The sequence below is a fragment of the Glycomyces niveus genome (assembly GCF_017592475.1).
GTDB classification, from domain to species: domain Bacteria; phylum Actinomycetota; class Actinomycetes; order Mycobacteriales; family Micromonosporaceae; genus Glycomyces; species Glycomyces niveus.
Window position 1 is genome coordinate 404,576 of the sequence record NZ_JAGFNP010000001.1, and the last position, 22,407, is coordinate 426,982.

22 protein-coding genes are annotated in these 22,407 nt (G+C 70.6%); 11 read left to right on the forward strand and 11 right to left on the reverse strand.

Annotated features, from left to right (window positions below; translation table 11 throughout):
* Positions 1-2 precede the first annotated feature (2 nt).
* Positions 3-779, forward strand: a complete 777-nt coding sequence (locus J5V16_RS01910) for an ABC transporter ATP-binding protein (RefSeq protein WP_408612360.1) — start codon at positions 3-5, stop codon at positions 777-779.
* Here the strand turns inward: J5V16_RS01910 and J5V16_RS01915 are convergent.
* From J5V16_RS01915 to J5V16_RS01925, 3 genes are all read right to left on the reverse strand, one after another.
* Positions 745-1,902, reverse strand: a complete 1,158-nt coding sequence (locus tag J5V16_RS01915) for a low temperature requirement protein A (protein WP_208494252.1) — start codon at positions 1,900-1,902, stop codon at positions 745-747. The genes J5V16_RS01910 and J5V16_RS01915 overlap by 35 nt on opposite strands.
* Before the next feature lie 75 nt (positions 1,903-1,977).
* Positions 1,978-3,360: a sensor histidine kinase gene (locus J5V16_RS01920; protein WP_208494253.1), complete on the reverse strand. Its 1,383-nt coding sequence runs from the start codon at positions 3,358-3,360 to the stop codon at positions 1,978-1,980.
* Between the two features lie 6 nt (positions 3,361-3,366).
* Complete coding sequence (locus J5V16_RS01925) at positions 3,367-4,044, reverse strand: response regulator transcription factor (protein ID WP_307792841.1); 678 nt, start codon at positions 4,042-4,044, stop codon at positions 3,367-3,369.
* 354 nt (positions 4,045-4,398) lie between these two features.
* On the opposite strand from J5V16_RS01925, the gene J5V16_RS01930 reads away from it, so the two are divergent.
* Positions 4,399-5,217 (forward strand): SDR family oxidoreductase, encoded by an 819-nt coding sequence (locus tag J5V16_RS01930; protein ID WP_208494255.1) that lies wholly within the window; start codon positions 4,399-4,401, stop codon positions 5,215-5,217.
* Here J5V16_RS01930 and J5V16_RS01935 read toward each other — a convergent pair.
* The 4 genes from J5V16_RS01935 to J5V16_RS01950 form a co-directional block, all read right to left on the reverse strand.
* Complete coding sequence (locus J5V16_RS01935) at positions 5,214-5,648, reverse strand: hypothetical protein (RefSeq protein ID WP_208494256.1); 435 nt, start codon at positions 5,646-5,648, stop codon at positions 5,214-5,216. The genes J5V16_RS01930 and J5V16_RS01935 overlap by 4 nt on opposite strands.
* A 464-nt stretch (positions 5,649-6,112) precedes the next feature.
* On the reverse strand, positions 6,113-7,363 hold the full coding sequence (locus tag J5V16_RS01940; RefSeq protein WP_208494257.1) for an MFS transporter: 1,251 nt from the start codon (positions 7,361-7,363) through the stop codon (positions 6,113-6,115).
* Positions 7,360-8,370: an S-adenosylmethionine:tRNA ribosyltransferase-isomerase gene (locus J5V16_RS01945; RefSeq protein ID WP_307792842.1), complete on the reverse strand. Its 1,011-nt coding sequence runs from the start codon at positions 8,368-8,370 to the stop codon at positions 7,360-7,362. The genes J5V16_RS01940 and J5V16_RS01945 overlap by 4 nt, the downstream gene beginning before the upstream one ends.
* The gene (locus J5V16_RS01950; protein ID WP_208494258.1) at positions 8,367-9,122 is read right to left on the reverse strand and encodes an SDR family oxidoreductase; all 756 of its coding nucleotides are present in this window, start codon (positions 9,120-9,122) and stop codon (positions 8,367-8,369) included. The genes J5V16_RS01945 and J5V16_RS01950 overlap by 4 nt, the downstream gene beginning before the upstream one ends.
* Positions 9,123-9,245: 123 nt before the next feature.
* Here J5V16_RS01950 and J5V16_RS01955 point away from each other — a divergent pair, with 123 nt between their 5' ends.
* The 3 genes from J5V16_RS01955 to J5V16_RS01965 all read left to right on the forward strand — a co-directional run bounded on the left by J5V16_RS01955 (position 9,246) and on the right by J5V16_RS01965 (position 12,368).
* Positions 9,246-10,391 carry a GAF domain-containing sensor histidine kinase gene (locus J5V16_RS01955; RefSeq protein ID WP_307792843.1) on the forward strand — a complete coding sequence of 382 codons (1,146 nt, stop codon included), beginning with the start codon at positions 9,246-9,248 and terminating at the stop codon, positions 10,389-10,391.
* Entirely contained in the window at positions 10,384-11,007 is a 624-nt protein-coding gene (locus J5V16_RS25315) for a response regulator (protein ID WP_208494259.1), read from the forward strand. The genes J5V16_RS01955 and J5V16_RS25315 overlap by 8 nt, the downstream gene beginning before the upstream one ends.
* A gap of 353 nt (positions 11,008-11,360) precedes the next feature.
* Complete coding sequence (locus J5V16_RS01965; protein WP_208494260.1) at positions 11,361-12,368, forward strand: hypothetical protein; 1,008 nt, start codon at positions 11,361-11,363, stop codon at positions 12,366-12,368.
* Between the two features lie 52 nt (positions 12,369-12,420).
* On the opposite strand, the gene J5V16_RS01970 is transcribed toward J5V16_RS01965, so the two are convergent.
* Complete coding sequence (locus tag J5V16_RS01970) at positions 12,421-13,251, reverse strand: aldo/keto reductase (protein WP_208494261.1); 831 nt, start codon at positions 13,249-13,251, stop codon at positions 12,421-12,423.
* Between the two features lie 113 nt (positions 13,252-13,364).
* Between J5V16_RS01970 and J5V16_RS01975 the strand changes: the two genes are divergently transcribed.
* Both J5V16_RS01975 and J5V16_RS01980 read left to right on the forward strand, forming a co-directional pair.
* Positions 13,365-13,829 carry a hypothetical protein gene (locus J5V16_RS01975; protein ID WP_208494262.1) on the forward strand — a complete coding sequence of 155 codons (465 nt, stop codon included), beginning with the start codon at positions 13,365-13,367 and terminating at the stop codon, positions 13,827-13,829.
* Entirely contained in the window at positions 13,826-14,125 is a 300-nt protein-coding gene (locus J5V16_RS01980) for a winged helix-turn-helix domain-containing protein (RefSeq protein ID WP_208494263.1), read from the forward strand. The genes J5V16_RS01975 and J5V16_RS01980 overlap by 4 nt, the downstream gene beginning before the upstream one ends.
* A 50-nt stretch (positions 14,126-14,175) precedes the next feature.
* Here J5V16_RS01980 and J5V16_RS01985 read toward each other — a convergent pair whose 3' ends face one another.
* On the reverse strand, positions 14,176-15,012 hold the full coding sequence (locus tag J5V16_RS01985) for an aldo/keto reductase (protein ID WP_208494264.1): 837 nt from the start codon (positions 15,010-15,012) through the stop codon (positions 14,176-14,178).
* Positions 15,013-15,030: 18 nt separating this feature from the next.
* Positions 15,031-16,026 (reverse strand): GDP-mannose 4,6-dehydratase, encoded by a 996-nt coding sequence (gmd, locus tag J5V16_RS01990; protein ID WP_208494265.1) that lies wholly within the window; start codon positions 16,024-16,026, stop codon positions 15,031-15,033.
* 196 nt (positions 16,027-16,222) lie between these two features.
* On the opposite strand from gmd, the gene J5V16_RS01995 reads away from it, so the two are divergent.
* The 3 genes from J5V16_RS01995 to J5V16_RS02005 all read left to right on the forward strand — a co-directional run bounded on the left by J5V16_RS01995 (position 16,223) and on the right by J5V16_RS02005 (position 19,519).
* Positions 16,223-17,374, forward strand: coding sequence for an alkaline phosphatase PhoX (locus J5V16_RS01995; protein ID WP_208494266.1), 1,152 nt, complete (start codon positions 16,223-16,225; stop codon positions 17,372-17,374).
* A gap of 103 nt (positions 17,375-17,477) precedes the next feature.
* Complete coding sequence (locus tag J5V16_RS02000; protein ID WP_208494267.1) at positions 17,478-18,452, forward strand: NAD(P)/FAD-dependent oxidoreductase; 975 nt, start codon at positions 17,478-17,480, stop codon at positions 18,450-18,452.
* 101 nt (positions 18,453-18,553) lie between these two features.
* Positions 18,554-19,519 (forward strand): NAD(P)H-quinone oxidoreductase, encoded by a 966-nt coding sequence (locus tag J5V16_RS02005; RefSeq protein ID WP_208494268.1) that lies wholly within the window; start codon positions 18,554-18,556, stop codon positions 19,517-19,519.
* Positions 19,520-19,731: 212 nt separating this feature from the next.
* Here J5V16_RS02005 and J5V16_RS02010 read toward each other — a convergent pair whose 3' ends face one another.
* Positions 19,732-20,166, reverse strand: a complete 435-nt coding sequence (locus tag J5V16_RS02010; RefSeq protein WP_208494269.1) for a MerR family transcriptional regulator — start codon at positions 20,164-20,166, stop codon at positions 19,732-19,734.
* A gap of 171 nt (positions 20,167-20,337) precedes the next feature.
* Here J5V16_RS02010 and thrS point away from each other — a divergent pair, with 171 nt between their 5' ends.
* Positions 20,338-22,374, forward strand: coding sequence for a threonine--tRNA ligase (gene thrS, locus J5V16_RS02015; protein ID WP_307792844.1), 2,037 nt, complete (start codon positions 20,338-20,340; stop codon positions 22,372-22,374).
* Positions 22,375-22,407: the final 33 nt, after the last annotated feature.

Consider the following 22,407-nt stretch of genomic DNA (forward strand, 5'->3'; position numbering starts at 1 on the left):
TCGTGCAAGACGCCACCATCGGCTACGGCCGCGTCGCCATCAGCGCCGGCCTGAACGTCGACATCCCCGAAGGGGAGTTCACGGTCATCCTGGGGCCCAACGCATGCGGCAAGTCCACGCTCCTGAAGGCCCTGGCGCGCATGCTCAAGCCCTCCGCCGGGCAGGTCCTGCTCGACGGCAAGGACATCCACTCCCAGCCCACCCGTGCCGTGGCCCGCCGCCTCGGCCTGCTCCCGCAGTCGCCGATCGCGCCCGACGGCATCACCGTCGCCGACCTCGTCGCCCGCGGCCGCTACCCCCACCAGGGCATCCTCAAGCAGTGGTCCGCCGAAGACGAGCGCGTCGTCGCCGAGGCCATGGCCGCCACCGACATCAGCGAACTCGCCTCGCGCGGCGTCGACGAGCTCTCCGGCGGCCAGCGCCAGCGCGTGTGGATCGCGATGGTCCTCGCCCAGCAGACGCCGCTGCTGCTGCTCGACGAGCCGACCACGTTCCTCGACATCACGCACCAGATCGAGGTCCTCGACCTGTGCGCGAAGCTCCACCGCGAGGGCCGCACCCTCGTCGCGGTGCTCCACGACCTCAACCAGGCCGCCCGCTACGCCACGCACCTCATCGCGATGCGCGGCGGCGAGGTCGTCGCCGAGGGCGCCCCGGCCGACATCGTGACCGCCGAGACCGTGCACCAGGTCTTCGACCTGCCGTGCCGGATCATCGACGACCCAGAGACCGGGACGCCGCTGGTCATTCCGAAGGCGCTGGCTTCGGCGCCCGTGTAGCGAGCTTCCGCTCTACTGCGAGCCCCGCGACCAGGACGATCACGATGGCGCCCAACTGGAGTGCCGTGTTGACCAGGCCGAGCGGGGCGAGCGCGAGCACCGCGACCGCGAGGACCACTCTCTCCCAGGCCCGCGGCAGCGGCATCGAGGCCCGCAGTCCGGCCGTGCCCAGCAGGAACAGCGCCACACCGCCCGAGAGCAGCAGTGTGGAGGCGAGGTCGAGCGGTTCCATGGCGTGCCCGACGGCGTGCTTGAGGCCCGCGGCGGTGACGAGGATGCCGACGAGCACCGGGATGAACGCGTACGACAGGCCCACGAGGACCTTCCGCACCCGCTTCACCGCGTCCTTCGTGGCGGTGAGCGCGTGCTCGGTCTGGGGCAGGTCGTGGACGAACAGCGACCACCACAGGCACGCGCCGATCGCGAGCCCGAGGACGGCGGCCACGAGCAGGTCCGCGTCGATCGGCAGCCCGGCGGCGCCGATCCCGATGGCCACCACCGATTCGCCGAGGGCGACGATCACGACGAGGCCGTGCCGCTCGGTGATGTGCGCGGGGTGGAGGTTGAGGCCGCGCTGGCCGTGCCAGATCGGGACCGTCCACACGATGACGGCGGAGGCCGCCCAGAGCGCGTAGCGCCACACGCCGTCGGGGCCGAGCTCGGCGGCGAAGACGGCGGCGACGGCGACGAGGTTCGCGATGAACACCGGGCCGAAGGCGCGTGCGGCCTGGAGGTACATGAGGCCGTGGACGAGTACGACCACGAGCAGGCCGACGGCGATCCAGACGCCGCCTTCCTCTTTGAACGCGGCCGGGATGGTGAGGGCGATGACGAGCCAGCCGGCCATGGCGCACAGCAGGAGAGTGCGGCGGGCGGGCCGCTCGGGCGGGATGACGTTGGTCAGCCAGGCGTAGCCGGCGTAGATCCACCACACGAACCCGAACATGAGCACGGTCTGGATGAGGCCCATGAGCGGGTCGTAGGCGATGAGCGCGGTGAACTGGGCGACGGTGAAGACGAAGATGAGGTCGAAGAACAGCTCCAGCGTGGAGACCGGGAGGTCGTCCTCGTCGGGCACGGGGTTGATGCGTTCGACGAACCAGTCGGGGAGGAGGCGTGTCACGAGCACCGAGCGTAGCAGCAGTGCCCGGGCGTTCCTGCGGCCTGACAGGACGCCTGCGGCCCTTCCCTTTCCAGGCTATTCGAGACGCGCGATCGGGAGCCTGACCTCGATCGCGGTGCCCTCGCCGGGCTCGCTGTCGAGGCGGATCTCCCCGCTGTGCGCGGCCACGATGGACGACACGATGGACAGGCCCAGCCCGGAGCCGCCGGTGGCGCGCGAGCGCGACGGGTCGGCCCGGTAGAACCGGTCGAAGACCTTCTGGCGGTGCTCGGCGGGGATGCCGGGGCCGTGGTCGGCCACGCGCAGGACCGCCCACCCGGCGTTCTCGGCGACCGAGACGTCGATGGCGGTGCCCTGCGGGGTGTGGACGCGGGCGTTGGTCAGGAGGTTCACCAGCACCTGCCGCAGCTGGCCCTCGTTGGCGACCACGGTGAGCGGCCGGGGCGCGGAGAGCGAGATCGGGTGCGACGTGTCGGCCACCCCGGCGTCGTCCACGGCGTCCTGCGCGAGCTGGGTGAGCTCGACGAGCTCGCGGTCGCCGCCGACCTCCTCGTCGAGGCGGGAGAGGACCATGAGGTCGTCCACGAGCTTCGCGAGGCGCGCGTTCTCGCTGCCGATGCGGTTCATGGCCCGGTCGAGCTTCTCGCCCGGTGGCGTGGCGCCCGATTCGTAGAGCTGGACGTAGCCGCCGATGGCGGTGAGCGGGGTGCGCAGCTCGTGCCCGGCGTCGGCCACGAACTGGCGCAGCCGCTCGTGCTGGCGGTCGCGCTGGGTGATCGCGTCGGTGAGGCGCGAGACCATCCGGTTGAGCGCCAACGACAACCGGCCCATCTCGGTGCGCGGGTCGGCGGCGGTGATGCGGTGGTCGAGGTTCCCGGAGGCGACGGTCTCGGCGTCGGCCACCATGTGGTCGACCACGCGCAGACCTCGCCGGGTGACGATCCAGGCGATGACGATGCCGAGCGCGCCGACGGTGAACCCGGTGATGAGGACGGTCCGGGTGAGGGTCGAGCTCGTGGCCTCGACGCCTTCGAGCGAGGTGGCGAAGACGATCGTGTACGTGCCCTCGGCCCCGGTGATCTGGACCCTGCCGGTGGACACGGCCCGGTAGGTCATCTCGCCGTCGACGCTGGAGACCGTGAAGTAGTCCGTGTCCGCCGGAGGGGTGGTGATGTCCGGCAGCGGGTACGGGTCGTTCTTGTACCCGGCGGGCACCGCCGAGACCCGCTCGCCGGAGGCGTCGAAGAACAGGACGGCGAACTCCTTGTAGGGGATCTCACCGTTGTCGTCCGAGGCGTCCATCGGGATGGTGCCCTGCTTGATCAGGCCGTGCAGCTTCTGGTCGACCTGGTCGACCAGGTGCGAGGACACCGTCTGCACGGTCACGAACCCGATGATGCTCACCGCGACGATGAGCAGGACCGCCATGGCCGCGGCGATCTTCGTCCTGATGGCCATGGTCGCTTAGGCCTGCGGCGGGCGCAGCATGTAGCCGACGCCGCGGACGGTGTGGATGAGCCGGGGGCCGAGCTTGTCGAGCTTGCGGCGCAGGTAGAACACGTACGTCTCGGCGAGGCTCGACTCGGTCTCGAAGTCGTACCCCCACACCTGCCGCAGTAGCTCCGATTTGGACACCACCCGGCCGGTGTTCGCGGCGAGGTATCGCAGCAGCCGGAACTCGGTGGGGGACAGGTCGATCGTCTTGCCGTCGCGGGTCACCTGGTGCGCCGCGAGGTCGAGGATGAGGTCGGCGACGGTGACGGTCTCGCCGCCGCGGTTCGAGGCCGACTCCTTGCCGAGGGTGCGGCGCAGGACGGCCGAGACGCGCAGGCTCAGCTCTTCGAGCCGGAACGGCTTCATCAGGTAGTCGTCGCCGCCGGAGCCGAAGCCGTCGCGCAGGTCGTCGGGGGCGGTGCGGGCGGTGAGGAAGATGATCGGGGTCTCGTCGCCGGAGGCGCGCATGCGGTCGGCGACGCCGAAGCCGTCGAGGCCCGGCATGTTCACGTCCAGGATCACGAGGTCGGGCCGCACCTTCTCGAGCGAGGCCAGCGCCTCGGTGCCCGAGCGGGCGGCAGTGACCTCGTAGCCCTGGAAGGACAGTGCTTCGACCAGCAGGTCGGCCAGGCTCTCCTCGTCATCCACTACGAGAAGCCGTGCCGGGGACCCGTCGCCCCGGAGCGGCACCGCTGGCGGTGTTGCCCCGGCTGGCCCGCTGGTCGAAGTCATCCACCGCTCCTCAGTACTCGTGCCGGGCCCTGGTCGGTTGCCCGTCCGGCGTCTCGTTCGGCCAGCTTATTGCACCGTTTTGGCAACGGAAAGGGTTCGGAAGCGTTTCCAGGCGAGTTCTGGACGCGCTCTCAGCTGGCGTTCAGCAACGGATCGGAGTGTCGCGGCGAGCGGGCTTCCCCCGGAAGTTACTGACTAGTAGTATTCGGGTGACACCGAACACTTGGAGGCAGAGCAATGGAGCCAGCCATCACAGCGCCAACTGAGACCATGTCGATCCTGAACGGCAGGGTCGCGTTCGTCACCGGCGCCAGCCGCGGCATCGGCGCGGCCATCGCGGTCGCCCTCGGCGCTGCCGGGGCCAAAGTGGCGCTGTTCGCCAAGACCGGCGAGCCCCACCCGAAGCTCCCCGGGACCCTCTACGAGACCGCGAAGCGCATCGAGGAAGCGGGCGGCCAGGCCCTCCCGATCGTGGGCGACCTGCGCGACGCCGAAGCCGTCGGCGAGGCCGTCGACACCGCCGCCGCCGCGTTCGGCGGACTCGACATCTGCGTCAACAACGCCTCCGCGCTCGACCTCACCGGCATCGGCGAGCTCAGCCTCAAGAAGTTCGACCTCATCACGGGCGTCAACCTCCGCGGCACCTTCGCGGCCATCAGCGCCGCCCTCCCGTACCTGCGCGGGTCCGACCACGCCCACGTCCTCACACTCAGCCCGCCGCTCAACACCGACCCCAAGTGGTTCGCCGGCGGCCCCTACACGGCCACCAAGTACGGCATGACGATCATGACCCTCGGCACCGCCGAGACCGAGCCGGGCGTGGCCGCGAACTGCCTGTGGCCCAAGACGACCATCGCCACCGCCGCCGTCGAGTTCGCCCTCGGCGGGCAGCCGATGATCGCCCGCAGCCGCACGCCCGAGATCGTCTCGGACGCGGCGCTGGCGATCCTGTCGAAGGACCCGAAGGCCTACAGCGGCAACGCGGTGATGGTCGAGGACGTGCTCGCCGCGGAGGGCGTCACGGACCTGTCGAGGTACTCGGTCGTGCCGGGCCAGGAGGACTTCCAGCCCGACATCTACGTGGACTAGCCCTTGAAGTCCTCGTCGGTGAGGCGTTCCATGCGGGCGGTCTCCTCTCGGCGGCGCTCCCGCAACTGCTTCGGCACACCGGCGAGGACCACGATCGCTCCCGCCGCGAGCAGTGCGGCGATCAGGACCCGGACGAGGCTCCACCCCGTCGACCTGGTCTCGGCCTCGGCGACCTCGACGCACGCGGTCATGACGACCTCGCCGTCCGGCCCGGTGGTCTCGCAGATCGCCGACGGTCGGACCTGTTGGCCTTCGTAGAAGAGCACCTGCTCCTCGCCCGGCAGCGCCGTGAGGAAGACGATCACCGCCAACGCGAGCGTCAGCACCGCCGTCACCACGGCCACCCCCGGCGAATCCGGAATCGCGAACCGGTTCCTCCGCCGCGACCCGTCCCCGAAGGGCCTCCTGCGCTGCTCGAACGGATTGCTCACGCCTTGATCGTACTGCTGGGGTCCTGCCTCTTGCCGGTCGCGCGTTGCCTGCGGTCAAACCCGGCAGCGACGGAGAGGTGGATGGGAGGCGGGGGTCGTGTGGCTGGCGGCGCGGACCCGTTCGGGTCGGAGGCCGGGGTGGTGCGGCTGGCGGCGGGCGGCCCGGCCCGGTTCCGGTTGGGGCGCAGCCGCACCGGGACACATGAATGCTTTCTCGTCTTGTGGGTGATGCGGTCGCGCGGAAGCACCTGGATAATTGAAGGTACGTACAGGGATACGGAATCCATGCAGGTGAACGAGATAGTGGTAAGCAGACTAAGACATGAGCCTCTGGCTATCTGCCTGCATTGCATGGACGTCGTGTTGCGTTGGAGATGAAGACCTTCGCTCTCGGCTACGGCCCTGGCGAGACCACTTGGTGGACACACCGCGATTGCGGCTGTCCACCTGCTGCCGATGGCTGATCAGGCGCTCTTCGCAATCAGTCCTGAAGTGGCCGTTCTATAGGCCGTTTGGGAGTGTCTGCCTGCGAGGAGCCACCAGGTTGCGCCGGTCGCGGTTGCCAGGAGTCCGGCGGTGATGCCCAGTGAGGTGAGGGTGAACCAGCCGAGGGCCGCGCCGAGTGCCGCCAGGGAGAGGCGGGCGGTGGCGTTGTAGGTGGTCACGTGAATGGAGGTGACTCGTCCGCGGTACTCGGCCGGGACGGTCTCCAGGAGGATCGTCGTGTCCAGGGCGATGATGAGGCCGCTCGCGAGTCGCATCACCACGAGGCAGGCGAGGGCGCCTGCGAGGCCGGGGGCGGCGAAGAAGCCCGCCCACGCGAGTCCTTGCGCCATATAGGACACTGCCCAGATCGGGAGGTGCGCCGGGCGGCGCAGGCGAGCCGCGAGGAAGGTGCCCGCCAGGACCGCGAGGCCGTCGCAGACGAACACTGCCGCGACGGTGGCGGCGTCGCCGCCGAGGCCGTCGACCACGTGGCCGCTGAGCATCACGGTGTAGCCGCCGCCGATGAAGCCCCAGGCGATCCCGATCCAGATCACGGAGCGGGCGAGGGGGTAACGGCGGGCCGCGTCGAAGCCTTCGCGGAGCCCGAGACCGAAGGACCGCAGTCGGGAGGCGATGCGCTCCTTCGCCGCCGCCGCTTTGACCGGGGCGGTCTCGCGGATCCGGGCAAGCAGGATCGCGCCGCAGGCGAGGAGCGCTGCCGCGCCGCCGATCGCGGCGACGGGGGACCGGGCCGAGACGAGTCCGGCGACGATCGCGCCGACGATCGTCATGATGCCGCCGAGCGATCCGAAGGCCGCGTTCGCCCGCTGCCGCTGCTCGGGTGCGATGAGCCCGTACAGCCACTGCTGGCGGGCGGCGGGCCAGAACGCCATCGCGAAGCTCTGCGCCGCATAGCAGGCAGCGAGCGGGACGAGGTCGCCCGTCGATGCGGCGGCCGCCATGCCCGCGACCGCCGCCGCTTGGGCGGTGACAGTCCACAGCAGCAACGGGCGCAGGCGCATCCGGTCGGCGGCCAGGCCCGCCACCGGGGTGAGCAGCAGCGCCGGGAGCACGCCGGCCAGCTGGACCGCGGCGAGCGCGGCCGTCCCGGCGACGGCGAGGACATGCAGTGCGACGCTGATCTGGAGCATCCAGAACGCCGCCGAGAGGCAGGCCGCGGCCGCCCACAACGGCCGCACGTCGCGGTCGCCGAGGAGGCCGCGGCTCATGCGATCAGGTGGACGTCGCCGAACTCGTGCCAGAGGTAGCGGGCGTCGATGGCGGCGGCGTAGGAGTCGCGCAGGAGGTCGGTGTCGCCGAAGGCCTCGAGCATCGCGAGGTGGGTCGAGCGGGGCTCATGGAAGCCGGTGAGGAGGCCGTCGACGACCTGGACCGGGTGCTCGCGGGAGACGATCCGCTCGGTGTGGCCCGACGCGGCGGTGACCTTGCCGCCCACGACCGTGCTCTCCAACGCGCGCACCACCGTGGTGCCGACCGCGATCACGCGCCCGCCGGCGTCCTTGGCGGCGTTGACCGTCCGCGCCGTGTACTCGCCGACCTCCATCCACTCCGGGTACGGGTCCTCGCCGCTCTCCAGCGACGCGACTCCCGTGTGGAGGGTGACGGGGGCGATGCCGACTCCCGCGGAGACCAGCCGGGTCACCATCTCCGGAGTGAACGGCCTTGCGGCGCTGGGCATCTCGGCCGATCCCGGGACGGTCGCGAACGCGGTCTGGTACGCGGCGAGGGGCCAGTCCCGGTCGATGTAGGAGTACCGGATCGGCCTGCCGTGGCGGGCCAGGTAGTCGGGGACCGAGTCGATCGCGGGCCGGACCACCCACAGCCGCTTGCCGAAGCGCCGCTCCAGGCGCAGCTCGACCTTGCCGGGCAGGTCCACGACCCCGCCCGGCACGTCGCCGGCGTGCGGCTTGTCGCGGTCCCGCAGCTCCACCAGCCACGAGCCGTCAGGCCGCGTGGACGAGAAGTGCACCCGCAGGCCCTGCCGCGTCGGCACGGCCGCCGGGAGCGTCGCGGAATTGTTGACCACGAGCAGGTCGCCGGGGCGCACGAGCGCCGGGAGGTCGTCGAAGTGGTGGTGCCGGATCTCGCCGGTCGCCTTGTCCGACACCAGGAGCCGCACGTCCGAGCGGGCTGTGCCCCGCACTTCGGCGGGCTGGACCGCCTCGAGAGCCGAGTCCAGCGCGAAATCGAAGGGGGACGTCAACGTCGAGCTCACGCGCTCGCCTCCTCATGGGTGTGGTTGTGCAGCTTGTCGAAATCGCGGGCCGCGTACCGGCCGCTCTCGGGCGCCGGCCACTCGCAGGTGCACCAGCGCGCCCCTACGATCGAATGGATCGCCGCCGCGGCCAGCGCGGGCGGGTCCGCCTCGGCGGCGTCGGCCGCGCCCACCGCGTCGGCGAGCATCGCCGTCGACATCTCGCCCGGGTCGAGCGCCCAGACCGCGACGGCCGGCTCCTCGGCGGCGAGCACGTTCGACAGCTGGTCGAGCGCGGCCTTCGTCGCCCCGTACGGTCCCCAGGTCGCGTACGGCCCCGTCGCGGCGTCCGAGGAGATGTTGACGATCGCGCCGCCCCGCTCCCGCAGGACCGGCAGCGCCAACTGCGCCAGCGCCATCGGCGCCCACACGTTCATCTCGAACAGGCGCGGCCAGTAGGTCAGGTCCGCCTCGGAGAGGCGCGGCAGCGGCACCTCGCCGAGGGTCGAGGCGTTGTTCACGAGCAGGTCGAGCCGGCCCCCGGCCATGGCGACCAGCTCCTGCCGGTGCGCCGCGTCGGTCACGTCCCCGGCCAGGTAGCGGGCGCCGAGCCGGGCGGCGACGCGCGCCAGGCGCTCCTCGCCGCGCGCGGTCAGTATCAGGTCCCAGCCGGCGGCGGCCAGGCGCTCGGCCAGCGCCTCGCCGAGCCCCGCGGAGGCCCCGGTGACGACGGCGGTGCGGTCGTCCACTTGCGGCAGCAGTGCTTCACTCATGGACCCACGCTATTTCCGGCCCCGGCCGGGCGCATCGGGCCGAGGTCGCGGTCGGGACTGCGGCGCAGGTCCTAGGACCAGCGACCGAGGCCCGGACGGCCCCGCGTCGACTAGATTGGCAGCGTGACCGCCTCCGATTCCGACCCGACGCGACTGCTGCACGAGGTGTCGGCGGCCGTCGGGGCCATCACCAGGCACCTCTCCGTGCACCAGGTGCTCGAGGTGATCGTCTCCTCGGCCCGCCGCCTCGTCGGCGCCGACTACGCCGCCATCGGCATCCCCGACGACGAAGGCGGCTTCGCCGAGTTCATCACAGACGGCATCGGCGAGGAGCAGCGCCTCAAGATCGGCCCGCTGCCGCGCCAGCACGGTATGCTCGCCGCGATCCTCGCCGAGAGCGAGCCGATCCGCCTCGACGACCTCCGCCGCGACCCCCGCTTCCAGTGGTGGCCCAAGGCCCACCCGAGCATGGCCGCGCTGCTCGGCGTCCCGATCCAGGAGTGCGGGCGCACCCTCGGTATCGTCGTCCTCACCAACGACCTCGGCAGGCCCGGATTCAGCGAGTCCGACACCGAACTCATCGAACTGCTCGCCTCGCACGCGGCCATCGCGATCACCAACGCCCGCCTGTACGAGCGCAGCCGCGAGCTCACCGTCGTCGAGGAGCGCAACCGGCTCGCCCGCGAACTCCACGACGCGGTCATGCAGCGCCTGTTCTCCCTGCGCCTCTCCGCCCGCGCCGCCCGCAAGCTCGCCCCCACCGACCCCGAGGCCGCCGCGTGCCGCCTCGGCGAGGTCGAGGACCTCGCCGCCGAGGCCATCGCCGAACTGCGCGCCGTCATCGTCGAACTCCGCCCCGCCGACCTCGACGCGCACGGCCTCGTCGAGACCCTCCGCCGCCACGTCACCCTCCTGGACCGCCTGCACGACACCGAGGTCGCCTTCGAGGTCCGCTCCCCGGTCGACCTCTCGCGCGACGGCGAGGTCGAAGTGCTCCGGCTCGTCCAGGAGGCCCTCAGCAACGCCTTCCGGCACGCCCGCGCCCGCCACGTCGCCGTCACCGTCCAATCCGAGCGCATCACCATCAGCGACGACGGCGACGGCTTCGACGCCGACGAGGCCGCCACCCGCGGGCTCGGCCTCCTCTCGATGCGCGAACGCGCCAAAGCCCTCGGCGGCGACCTCGACCTCCGGACCGCCCCCGGCGCGGGCACCACCGTGACCCTCATCCTCGACACCGCCGAACCCGCAGAGGCCGAACGTGACTGAGATCCGCCTCCTCCTCGTCGACGACCACCCCGTGGTCCGCCGCGGCCTCCGCGGCTACCTCGAACTCGAACCCGACTTCACCGTCGTCGGCGAGGCCGGGGACGGCGAGGAGGCCCTGCGCGCCATCGCCGAGACCCGCCCCGACGTCGTCCTCCTCGACCTCAAGATGCCCGGCCTCGACGGCCAGGGCGTCCTCGAACGCCTCGAGCCCGGCGAGGGACCCCGCGTCCTCGTCCTCACCTCCGCCACCGACGCCGAACGGGTCCCGAACGCCATCACCGCCGGGGCGGCCGGGTTCGTGTACAAGGACATCGACCCGGACGCGCTGGCGAGCGCCATCCGCACCGTCCACTCTGGACAACTTCTGCTCTCGCCGGTCGCCATGCACGGCTTGATGAACGGCAACGGCGGCACCACCTCGGCCCCGTCGCTGACCCCGCGCGAGAGCCAGGTGCTCGGCCTCATCGCCAAAGGCCAGACCAACCGCCAGATCGCGCGCGCCCTCGGCGTCTCGGAGAAGACCGTGAAAACCCATGTCACGAACCTGCTCCGCCGCATCGGCGCCGCCGACCGCACCCAGGCGGCCCTGTGGGCGGTTCGCCACGGTATCGGCTGAATCGCAGAACGTGACCGTCTAGTAAGTCATCACGAACCGTGATCAATTAGGGTCCCCGTGTGCCCCCATCGCACAACGCCACATTGAAACCCCCTCATTGCCGCGACGGCCCGGGCACTTGCCGCCGCCGGACGCTCCTCGATCCCCTTCCTCGACACCCCCGCCGCCAGCGAACGCGGCCTCACCCTCATCTAGCCCCGACCACCACAACCCGGCGGCGCCAGCCAGACGCGCCGCCGGGACATGCCATCCCCAAAGGACTTTCATGCCCGGCCACAACCGCATCCCGCCCCTCGCCGCACTGCCGTCGGCGCTCGTCCTGAGCGCAGCCGACCCGATGGCCTGGTGTTGACATGAGTAAGGCTCGAATCGCGTTGATGGTCGCTCTGCTGCTGTTCGCGGTCTCGACAGAGCTGGACCAGGAGCGTGACCCGTACCCGAAGCTGCCGACTCCGGCTTACGAGTTCGCCTCCGGAACCTCGGGCCGATGGTGCGATGCGGGTGACAGCGCTTGGATGCGCGGCACCGAGGCCTTCCTGGTCGGACCCCATTTCGCTGCCTCGGTCAAGTGCCGGTTCGTGGGCGAAAGCGTTCCGGCGGTGGTCTCCGGGCAGGCGCTCGCGCTCGAAGACGAGCCGCCCGCCGCGATGGGGAACGAGTTCGTGCTGACCCAGTTCGCGGTGGCGACGTTCGAACCGCCGGATGACGCCGCGGAGCCGATCGATGTGCTGGTGCGCGTCGGAGAGCGCGAGTTCCCGCTCGACGAGGTCCCCGGCGAGGGCGACTGGATCGCGGTCGTGGCCCCGCTCGACGAGCAGGCGGCCCTCTGGATCGAGGAGGACGGCCGCGCGCAGGGCCTCGATCTCCGCACGGGCGATCGCATCGACGACGCGGCCGCCTATTACGAAGGGATCCCGCGCTGGACGGGGCAGCAGCTCGCCCCGCTCGAATACGAGGTCGACATCGATTACGGCCCTTACGGCTGGTGGATCTCCTGTGAATCCGGGCCCGTCCGCGTGTTCCGCGACCCTTGGATTGACGGGCTCGGTTGGGCTCCCGAGGGTTCGGTGTTCCTGAGGGTGACCTTCGGCTGGTGCAAGCGGTGGGAGGACGCCGGACTGACATGGGAGCTCGACCCGGACCGGGCCGTCGAGGTCGAGGGCGCTGAGAAGCCCGTCAGTTGGGAGGCCACCGAGAACACGTGGGACGGCGTCGACGTCGTCGCGGTGTACGCGATTCCGGAGGACGCCTCGGGGGCCGACATCGGCATCACTCCCCACGGTGAGCTCACCGATGAGCATGGCGATCCGGTCGAGATCCTCGACGAGCTCGAAACCACCGAGATGCGCGCCGAGTTCTGACGACAGGAGCGGCCCGGCGCATCGCGCCGGGGCCGCCTTCGGTTCGCTCGGGCTAGTTGACTTCGAGGGGGTCGCCGCCTTGGCGTTTGCCGGTGTCGAGGGCGTCGATCGCGGCGAGGTCCTGGTCGGTGAGGGCGAAGTCGAGGACTTCCCAGTTCTCGCGGATGCGGGCGGGGGTCTCGGACTTGGGGATGACGACGTTGCCGCGCTGGAGGTTCCAGCGGAGGACGACCTGGGCGGGGGTGCGGCCGTGGGCTTCGGCGACGGCCTTCACTGCGGGCTCGTCGAAGAGGTCGCCGGCGCGGAGGCCGAGGGGTCCCCAGGATTCGGTGATGACGCCGTGGTCGTCGTGCCAGGCGCGGAGTTCGGGCTGGCTGAAGTACGGGTGGAGCTCGACCTGGTTGATCTCGGGGGCCGAGCCGGTCTCGGTCTCGCAGCGGGACAGGTGCTCGATGGTGAAGTTCGAGACGCCGGCCGAGCGGAGGAGGCCCTCGGAGCGGGCGTCGAGGAGCGCCTGCCAGGACTCGACGTACTTGTCGACCTGCGGCCGCGGCCAGTGGAGCAGGTAGAGGTCGAGGTAGTCGGTGCCGAGTCGTTCGAGGGACTCGTTCAGGTTGCGGCGGACCTCGTCGTAGCCGTGGTCCCAGGTCTTGCTGGTGAGGAAGATGTCGCCGCGGGCGACGCCGGACTCCTTGACGGCCTGGCCGACCCCGGTCTCGTTCTTGTAGCCCACCGCGGTGTCGACGAGGCGGTAGCCGGTCTCGAGCGCGGTCGCGACGGCGGCGCGCACGTCGGCGCCCTCCTCGATCCTGAAGGTGCCGTAGCCGTAGCGGGGGATCGACGCACCGCCGGACAAGGGGACTGCTGTGCTCAGTTCGCTCATGCGCGCGAGCCTACCCATTTGGCAGGCGATTGCAAACGCGTCCAGTGAGAAACTTGCCGTCATGGAAAGTCTCGACTTGACGTGATGGAAAGTCACGCACTAGACTTTCCGACATGGAAAGTCGACTGACCCCCGAAGAAGCCCAAGCCGCCCTCGCCGCCGTGGACCAGTCCCGCTCCGACATCGCCGACCGCCTCATCACCCCCTGGTGGTACCACCCCGTGCTCGGCGTCCTCGTCGGCGGACTCATCACCATCGCCACGATCGGCGTCGACTTCCCGACCCTGATCGGCGTCCTCGCCGTCTACGCCGTGGGCATCTACCTCCTGATGAGCGCCTACCGCCGCAAGACCGGCGTCTGGATGAACGGGTTCAGCGGCGGCCCCAGTGCCCGCCGCAGCGCCTTCCTCCTGCTCGCCACCACACTCGTGATCACGATCGCGGGCTCGGTGTTCAGCATCGGCCTGGAGATCCGCTGGACCGCGCTCCTCACCGGCCTCGCCGTCGCCGTGACCATGACGATCTGGGGCCGTCACTACGACGACCTCCTCCGCGCCGAGCTTCGCGAGACCGCATGACCGACCCCCGGTTCGACGAGATCGTCCACGCGCCCAACCGGTTGCGCATCTGCTCGATGCTCTCGGCCACGGACGAGGTCGAGTTCGCCGCCCTGCGCGAGTCCCTCGGCGTCAGCGACTCGGTCCTCAGCAAGCAGCTCAAAGCGTTGGAGGACGTCGGCTACATCTCCGTCAAGAAGTCCCCTCTGGACGGCCGCACCCGCACCTGGGCCGCCCTCACCCCCGCGGGCAGGATCGCCTTCGACGGGCACGTGGCCGAACTGCGGCGGCTCGCCGCCGGCATCGCGATCGACTAGCGGGCAAGCGAAAGGGGCGGGTGGCCGGTCCACCCGCCCCTTTCCCGTGCTCAGCGCTCGTTCGAGCCCGGGTCGATGCCCTGGCGTTCGCCGGTCTCGAGCGCGTCGATCGCGGCCATCTCGTCGTCGGAGAGCGCGAAGTCGAACACGTCGAAGTTCTCGGCGATGCGGCTCGCCTTGGAGGACTTGGGGATCACGACGCAGCCGTTCTGGAGGTGCCAGCGGATCACGACCTGCCCCGGGGTCTTCCCGTGCGCCCCGGCGGCGGCCGTGACGGCCGGTTCGGCCAGGACCGAGCCGGTGCGCTGGCCGAGCGGCCCCCACGACTCGGTGGCGATGCCGCGCTCGGCCTGCCAGGCGCGCAGCTCGGGCTGGTTGAAGTACGGGTGCAGCTCGACCTGGTTCACCGACGGGTACACGCCGGTGGCCTCGCGGACGGTCTCGAGGTGCTCGGGCAGGAAGTTCGAGACGCCCGCCGAGCGGATCAGCCCCTCGTCCCTGGCCTTGAGCAGGGCCTGGAAGGTCTCGGCGTACAGGCCCTGCTTGGGGGAGGGCCAGTGGATCAGGTACAGGTCGAGGTAGTCGGTCCCCAGGCGCTCAAGCGAGGCCTCGAGCGCGGCGCGGGCGGGCCCGGCGCCGTGGTGGTCGTTCCAGACCTTCGTCGTGAGGAACACCTCCTCGCGGGGGACGCCGGAGGCGGCGACCGCGCGGCCGACGCCGACCTCGTTGCCGTACATCTCGGCGGTGTCGATCAGCCGGTAGCCCGTGGCGAGCGCGGCCTCGACGGCCTGCTGGGCCTCGTCGTCGCCCACCTTGTAGGTGCCGTAGCCGATGCGGGGCATCGCGATGCCGTCGTTGAGCTCGATCGGTGCGCTGAGATCAGTCATGCCCCGAGGGTAACCACTTCACAGGGCCTTCCGGTCCGCGTCGACCATGATCCGGGCCAGCTCGTCCCAGTGGACCCGCGCCCGCCAGCCGATCTCGCGCGCGATCTTGGCCGGGTTGCCGATGAGCTCGGGGACCTCGGCGGGCCGCTCGTAGCGCTCGTCGTGCTCGATGTGGTCGCGCCAGTCGAGCCCGGCGTGGCCGAACGCGGCCTCGGCGAAGTCGCGCACGGTGGCGGGCCGCCCGGTGGCGATGACGTAGTCGACCGGTTCGTCGTGCTGGAGCATGAGCCACATGGCCTCGACGTACTCGGGCGCGTAGCCCCAGTCGCGCACGGCGTCCATGTTGCCGAGGAAGACCTTCTTCTCGAGGCCCGCCTCGATCCGGGCCACGGCCCGGGTGATCTTGCGGGTGACGAACGTCTCGCCGCGCCGGGGGCTCTCGTGGTTGAAGGAGATCCCGGAGACGGCGAACATGCCGTAGGACTCGCGGTAGTTCACGGTGGCCCAGTGCGCGTAGACCTTCGCGACCCCGTAGGGGCTGCGCGGGTGGAACGGCGTCGTCTCGTCCTGCGGCGGCGGGGCCGTGCCGAACATCTCCGAAGTGGACGCCTGGTAGATACGGGTGTCGATGCCGCTGGCGCGCACGGCCTCCAGGAGCCGGATCGCGCCGAGCGCGGTCACGTTCGCGGTGTACTCGGGCAGGTCGAAGCTGACGCGCACGTGGCTCTGCGCGGCCAGGTTGTAGATCTCGTCGGGGCGCACGTCGCGGATGAGGTTCACCAGCATGCCCGCGTCGGTCACGTCGCCTTTGTGGAGGAAGAGCCGCCGCTCGCTCTCGTGCGGGTCCTGGTAGACCGCGTCGAGGCGGGAGGTGTTGGCGATGAGCGAGGACGCGTGCCGGACGATCCCGTGGACCGTGTATCCCTTCGCGAGCAGCAGCTCGGTCAGGTACGACCCGTCCTGCCCGGTGATACCGGTGATCAGGGCGGTCTTGCCGGGCGTCGCTGCGGTCATCGTCCGCCTTCCTGTCAAGGTGCTCCCTCGAGTCTAGTCAAGGACGCGGCCCCGGACCGCGCTGAGAATCGTTCACGTCCCGGTCATCGAGACATCACCGACCCGACCCGCCGAGTTGCCTCGCCGAGCTTCCGGCATTCCCTACGGTGTGTGTGCCAAGCGATCCCCGTCTTTTTCGCCCGCAAAGGAACCGCTCATGCACCGACGCAACGTACTGCGAGCCGCCGTGGTCGGCACCGGCTCCGTCGCCTTCGGGTTCACCATGACCCGCCCCTCGTTCGCCGCCTACCCCGTCCAGAACGGCCCGAGCCCGTACGGGCCCCTCCAGCCCGCCGACGCCAACGGCGTCATGCTCCCGCAGGGCTTCACCTCCCGCATCGTCGCCCGCTCCTCCCAGACCGTGCCCGGCACCTCCTACACCTGGCACGGCGCCCCCGACGGCGGCGCGTGCTTCGCGGACGGGAACGGCTGGATCTACACCTCCAACGCCGAGCTCTCCACCGGCGGCGGCGCGAGCGCGCTGCGCTTCGACGCCGCCGGGAACGTGGTCGACGCCTACCGCATCCTCAACAACACCCGCAGCAACTGCGCGGGCGGCGCGACCCCCTGGAACACCTGGCTCTCCTGCGAGGAGGTCGACCGCGGCTACGTGTACGAGACCGACCCGTTCGGCGTGAACGCCGCCTCCCAGCGGGCCGCGATGGGCCGCTTCAAGCACGAGGCCGCCGCATGCGACCCCGACCGCGGGGTCATCTACCTCACCGAGGACGTCTCCGACGGCGCGTTCTACCGCTTCAAGCCCACCACCTGGGGGAACCTCGCCTCCGGGCAGCTCCAGGTCCTCACCGAGACCAGCGGCACCCTCGCGTGGAAGAACGTGCCCGACCCGGACGGCTCCCCGACCGCCACCCGCAACCAGGTCGCGAACACCAAGCGCTTCAACGGCGGCGAGGGCTGCTACTACGCCGACGGCGTCTGCTTCTTCACCACCAAGGGCGACAACCGCGTCTGGGCCTACGACGCGGTCAACAACACCCTCGTCATCGCCTACGACGACAACCTCACCTCCAGCGCGCCCCTCACCGGCGTCGACAACATCACCGGCGCCGCCGCCAGCGGCGACCTGTTCGTCGCCGAGGACGGGGGCAACATGGAGATCTGCATCATCACCCCCGACGACATCGTGGCGCCGTTCCTGCGCCTCTCCGGCCACGGCTCCTCCGAGATCACCGGCCCGGCGTTCAACCCGCCCGGGGACCGCCTCTACTTCTCGTCCCAGCGCGGCACCTCCGGCTCCAGCTCCGCGGGCGTCACCTTCGAGGTGACCGGCCCGTTCCGCACGGCCTGAACCGAAGGGGCTTCACGGATCTCGGGTTCCGTGAAGCCCCACGGGGGCCGCCGCGTCGCTACGATGTCGGAACGTGTCCCTACAACGGAGTCGGTGATCGCCCATGTCCGTCCTCACCGTCGACCTCGCGATCGTCGGCGCCGGCCCCACCGGCATCTACGCCGCCTACTACGCGGGCTTCCGCGGCCTGCGGACCGCCGTCATCGACGCGCTCCCTGAAGCGGGCGGCCAGATCACCGCCATGTATCCCGAGAAGCAGATCCTCGACGTCGCCGGATTCCCCTCGATCAAGGGCCGCGACCTGGTCGACAACCTGCTGCGCCAAGCGGCGCCGTTCGAACCGGCGTACCTGCTCGGACGCCAGGCCTGCAAGCTCGAGCACCGCGACGGCGCCCCCGTCCTGGAGCTTGCCGACGGGGAGCGGATCGAGGCCGGAGCGGTGCTCATCACCGGCGGCCTCGGCAGCTTCTCGCCCCGGCCGCTGCCCGCCGCCGAGGACTTCCACGGCGCGGGGCTCGTCTACTTCGTCCCCGAACTCGCCGCCCACGCCGGGCAGGACGTGGTCATCGTCGGCGGCGGCGACTCCGCGTTCGACTGGGCGCTGGCCCTCCACGGCATCGCCCGCAGCACCACGATCGTGCACCGCCGCGAGAAGTTCCGCGCCCACCAGGCCACCGTGGACCGGGTGCGGGACCTCGGCGTGCCCGTCATCGTCAACGCCCAGGTCACCGCGGTCCACGGCACCGAGCAGGTCGACGGCGTCACCGTCGACGTGAAAGACCAAGGGCCGCAAGAGTTCCCGGCCGACGCGATCGTGGCGGCCCTCGGCTTCACCGCCGACCTCGGCCCGCTGGGGGAGTGGGGACTCGACCTCGACCGCCGCTGTATCGCCGTCGACTCCACGATGGCCACCAACCTGCCGCGCGTCTACGCCGCGGGCGACATCGCCGCCTACCCCGGCAAGGTCAAGCTCATCGCGACGGGCTTCGGCGAGGCCGCGACCGCGGTGAACAACGCCGCCGTCGCGATCGACCCCGAAGCCCACCTCTTCCCTGGACACTCGAGCGAGCAACCGTGATCCCTTGTGGCACAACCGATCTGAGCATTCCACACGGGACTAACGTGATGTACTGACGGGTATCGCGCCGAGGGCTCCGAACCGAGTCATACTATGCGGAGATGCTTGCCATGACCGTCGCCGACGGCCGCCTCACCGCCGCCCAGGTGCCCGAACCCGCGCCCGGCCCCGATGAAGTCCTCATCGAGGTCGCCGCCGCCGGCGTCAACCGCGCCGACCTCCTCCAGACCGCCGGCCACTACCCGCCGCCGCCAGGTGCGCCCGCCTGGCCCGGCCTCGAGGTCTCCGGCACGATCGTCAACGTCGGCAGCGACGACAACGCCTCCTTCCTCGGCGCCGAAGTGTGCGCCCTGCTCCCCGGCGGCGGCTACGCCCAGTACGTCACTGTCGACGCCGGACTCGTGCTCCCCAAGCCCGAGAACGTGAGCCTCGTCGACGCGGCCGGCCTGCCCGAGGTCGCCGCCACCGTCTACTCCAACCTGGGATACCTCCTCGACGGCGACCCCGACCGCAAACGGCGTGTGCTCGTCCACGGCGGCGCGGGCGGCATCGGCACCTTCGCGGTCCAGTTCGCCAAGAAGCTCGCCGCGGCCGAGACCTGGACGACCGCGCGCACCGAGTGGACCCAGAAGCTGCAGGAGCTCGGCGCCGACCGGGTCATCGACTACCGCAGCGAGGACTTCGCGGCGCTGTGCATGGAAGCGGGCGGCGCGGACGCCATCCTCGACGTCATCGGCGCGGCCTACTTCGAGCCGAACCTCAAGGCCCTCGCCCAGGACGGGCGGCTCGCGATCATCGGCCTGCAGCAGGGCAACGCCGCCCAGATCCACCTCGGGGGACTGCTCGCCAAGCGCGCCACCATCACCGGCACGACCCTCCGCGCCCGCCCCCTCGACCAGCGCCGCCAGATCATCGCCGAGACCTTCGAGCGCGTCTGGCCCGCCCTCGACACCGGCGAGATCGAACCGGTCGTCACCACCCGCCTCCCGCTCGGCGAAGCCGCCGAAGCCCACCGCCTCATGGGCGCGGGCGGCCACTTCGGCAAGATCGTCCTCACCGTCAAGTAGGCGAGTCGGCGACCCTTGATGTCGGGGGCGCTTCGCGATGCCCGATTTACGGAGACCCTCCGTGACACGCCGAAAAGCGCCCGCCGCCGTCCTGAGAGGACGGCGGCGGGCGCTTCTCGTTCGCTACTTCTCGCAGCAGCCGTGGCAGCAGGCCTCGCCGGCGCACTGGCACGCGTCGTCATTGCAGCAGTTGCAGCACTCGTCGGCCATCATCACTTGCACTCACCTCCCACGGCACTGTTCGGGGGACACCAGTTCTCGGGCAGCGGCGGGTCGCAGGTGCCCGCGTCGACCGCGCGCAGCATGTCCGTCAGCTGGCTCCGCAACCCCTCGAGCCGCACGATCTCGGCCGTGATCTCGCCGATGCGCCGCTCCAGGTGCTGCCCGGCCGGCTCGCACGGGCACGAGCCCGTGTCGCGCACCGCCAGCAGGTCCGCGATGTCGGCCAGGCGCAGCCCGGCGCGCTGGCAGGCCCGGATGAACCGGGCCCGGTCGAGCGCGTCGGCCCCGTATCGGCGGTACCCGGCCGCGCTGCGCTCGGGCGCGGGGAACAGGCCCTCGCGCTCCCAGTGGCGGATGGCGTCGGACGAGACGCCCACCTCCTCGGCGAGCTTCCCGACGGTCAGAGTCATGGTTGCCGCAGTCATGCCTCGACGGTAAACCTTGGTGCCGGGACCAAGGTCAAGCCCGAGCGCGAAGTTATTTCCAACGCGCTCACGTCGCGACTAATGCGATGGAGCCCACCGACCCGCGGCTACTACGATTGACCTGAATATCCACTGGCGGCACTCGCCGCCGAGCACCGAACGAGGAGAACCGTGGCATCCGCAGCGCCGAACCACAGCAGCCCAGCCGGTCCTGAGAAGAGCTCAGGCGAACCGCTGTGGGTGACTGCCGGCACCACGTGCGCTGCAGCGGTGGCCGAGGCCGGTCTCCCCGTGAACGGGCCGAACGCAATCGTCGTCGTCCGCGACGCCGAGGGCCAGCTGCGCGACCTGTCGTGGGCGCCCGAGGCGGACACCAAGGTCGAGCCCGTGGCGCTGAACAGCCCGGACGGGCTCAACGTGATGCGCCACTCCGCCGCGCACGTGATGGCGCAGGCGGTGCAGGAGCTGCATGAGGCCAAGCTCGGCATCGGCCCGCCGATCACCGACGGCTTCTACTACGACTTCGACGTGGCCGAGCCGTTCAACCCGGACGACCTCAAGGCCGTCGAGAAGCGCATGCTCCAGATCATCAAGCAGGGGCAGACCTTCCACCGCCGCAAGTACGCCTCCCTCGACGAGGCCCGCGCCGAGCTCGCGCACGAGCCGTACAAGCTCGAGCTCATCGAGACCAAGGGTGAGGGCACCGACGCCGACGAGGTCATGGAGGTCGGCGGCGGCGAGCTCACCGCGTACGACAACCACGACCGCAACGGCGAGCGCGTCTGGGGCGACCTGTGCCGCGGCCCGCACTTGCCCTCGACCAAGCTCATCGGCGCCGTCAAGATCATGCGCTCGGCCGCCGCGTACTGGATGGGCTCAGAGAAGAACCCGCAGCTGCAGCGCATCTACGGCACCGCGTGGCCGACCGTGCAGGACCAGAAGGACTACCTCGCGCGCCTCGCCGAGGCAGAGAAACGCGACCACCGCAAGCTCGGGCAGCAGCTCGACCTCTTCTCGTTCCCCGACGAGCTCGGCTCGGGGCTGCCGGTGTTCCACCCCAAGGGCGGCATCATCCGCCACGAGATGGAGTCCTACCTGCGCGAACGCCAGCGCGAGGCCGGATACCAGGTGGTGAACACCCCGCACATCACCAAGGAGCACCTGTTCCACACCTCGGGGCACCTGCCGTACTACGCGGACACCATGTTCCCGCCGATGGAGCTCGAGGGCGCGAACTACTACCTCAAGGCCATGAACTGCCCGATGCACAACCTGGTGTTCCGCTCGCGCGGGCGCTCGTACCGCGAGCTGCCGCTGCGCCTGTCGGAGTTCGGGACCGTGTACCGGTACGAGAAGTCCGGCGTGGTGCACGGCCTGACCCGCGTGCGCGGCCTGACCCAGGACGACGCGCACATCTACTGCACCCAGGAGCAGGCCCCGGGCGAGATCAAGAGCCTCCTGGAGTTCGTGCTGCAGCTGCTGCGCGACTACGGGCTCAACGACTTCTACCTGGAGCTCTCGACCAAGGGCGATTCCGAGAAGTTCATCGGCGACGACGAGCTGTGGGAGACCGCGACCGCGACCCTGCGCCAGGTGGCCGAGGAGTCGGGGCTCGACCTGGTGCCGGACCCGGGCGGGGCGGCGTTCTACGGCCCGAAGATCTCGGTGCAGGCGCGGGACGCGATCGGGCGCACCTGGCAGATGTCGACCATCCAGCTCGACTTCAACCAGCCGGGCCGGTTCAACCTGGAGTACTCGGCGGCGGACGGGACCCGCAAGCAGCCGGTCATGATCCACCGGGCGCTGTTCGGCTCGATCGAGCGGTTCTTCGGCGTGCTGACCGAGCACTACGCGGGCGCGTTCCCGGCGTGGCTGGCCCCGGTGCAGGCCGTGGGCATCCCGGTGCGGGACGAGAACGCGGACTACCTGGAGGCGTTCTTCGGGCGGCTCCGCGCGGCGGGCATCCGCGGCGAGGTCGACCACTCGGACGACCGCATGCAGAAGAAGGTCCGCAACGCGCAGCTGCAGAAGATCCCGTTCATGATCATCGCGGGCGACGACGACCAGAACGCGGGCACCGTGTCCTTCCGCTACCGCGACGGGTCGCAGCGCAACGGCGTCCCGGCCGATGAGGCCATCGCGCACGTCGAGGAGATCGTGAAGTCCCGGGTGAACGAAGGCCCTTCGGCCGCGGCCGAAGCGGCGTAAGCGAACGACGAGAGGCGGCCCGCACCGAACCGG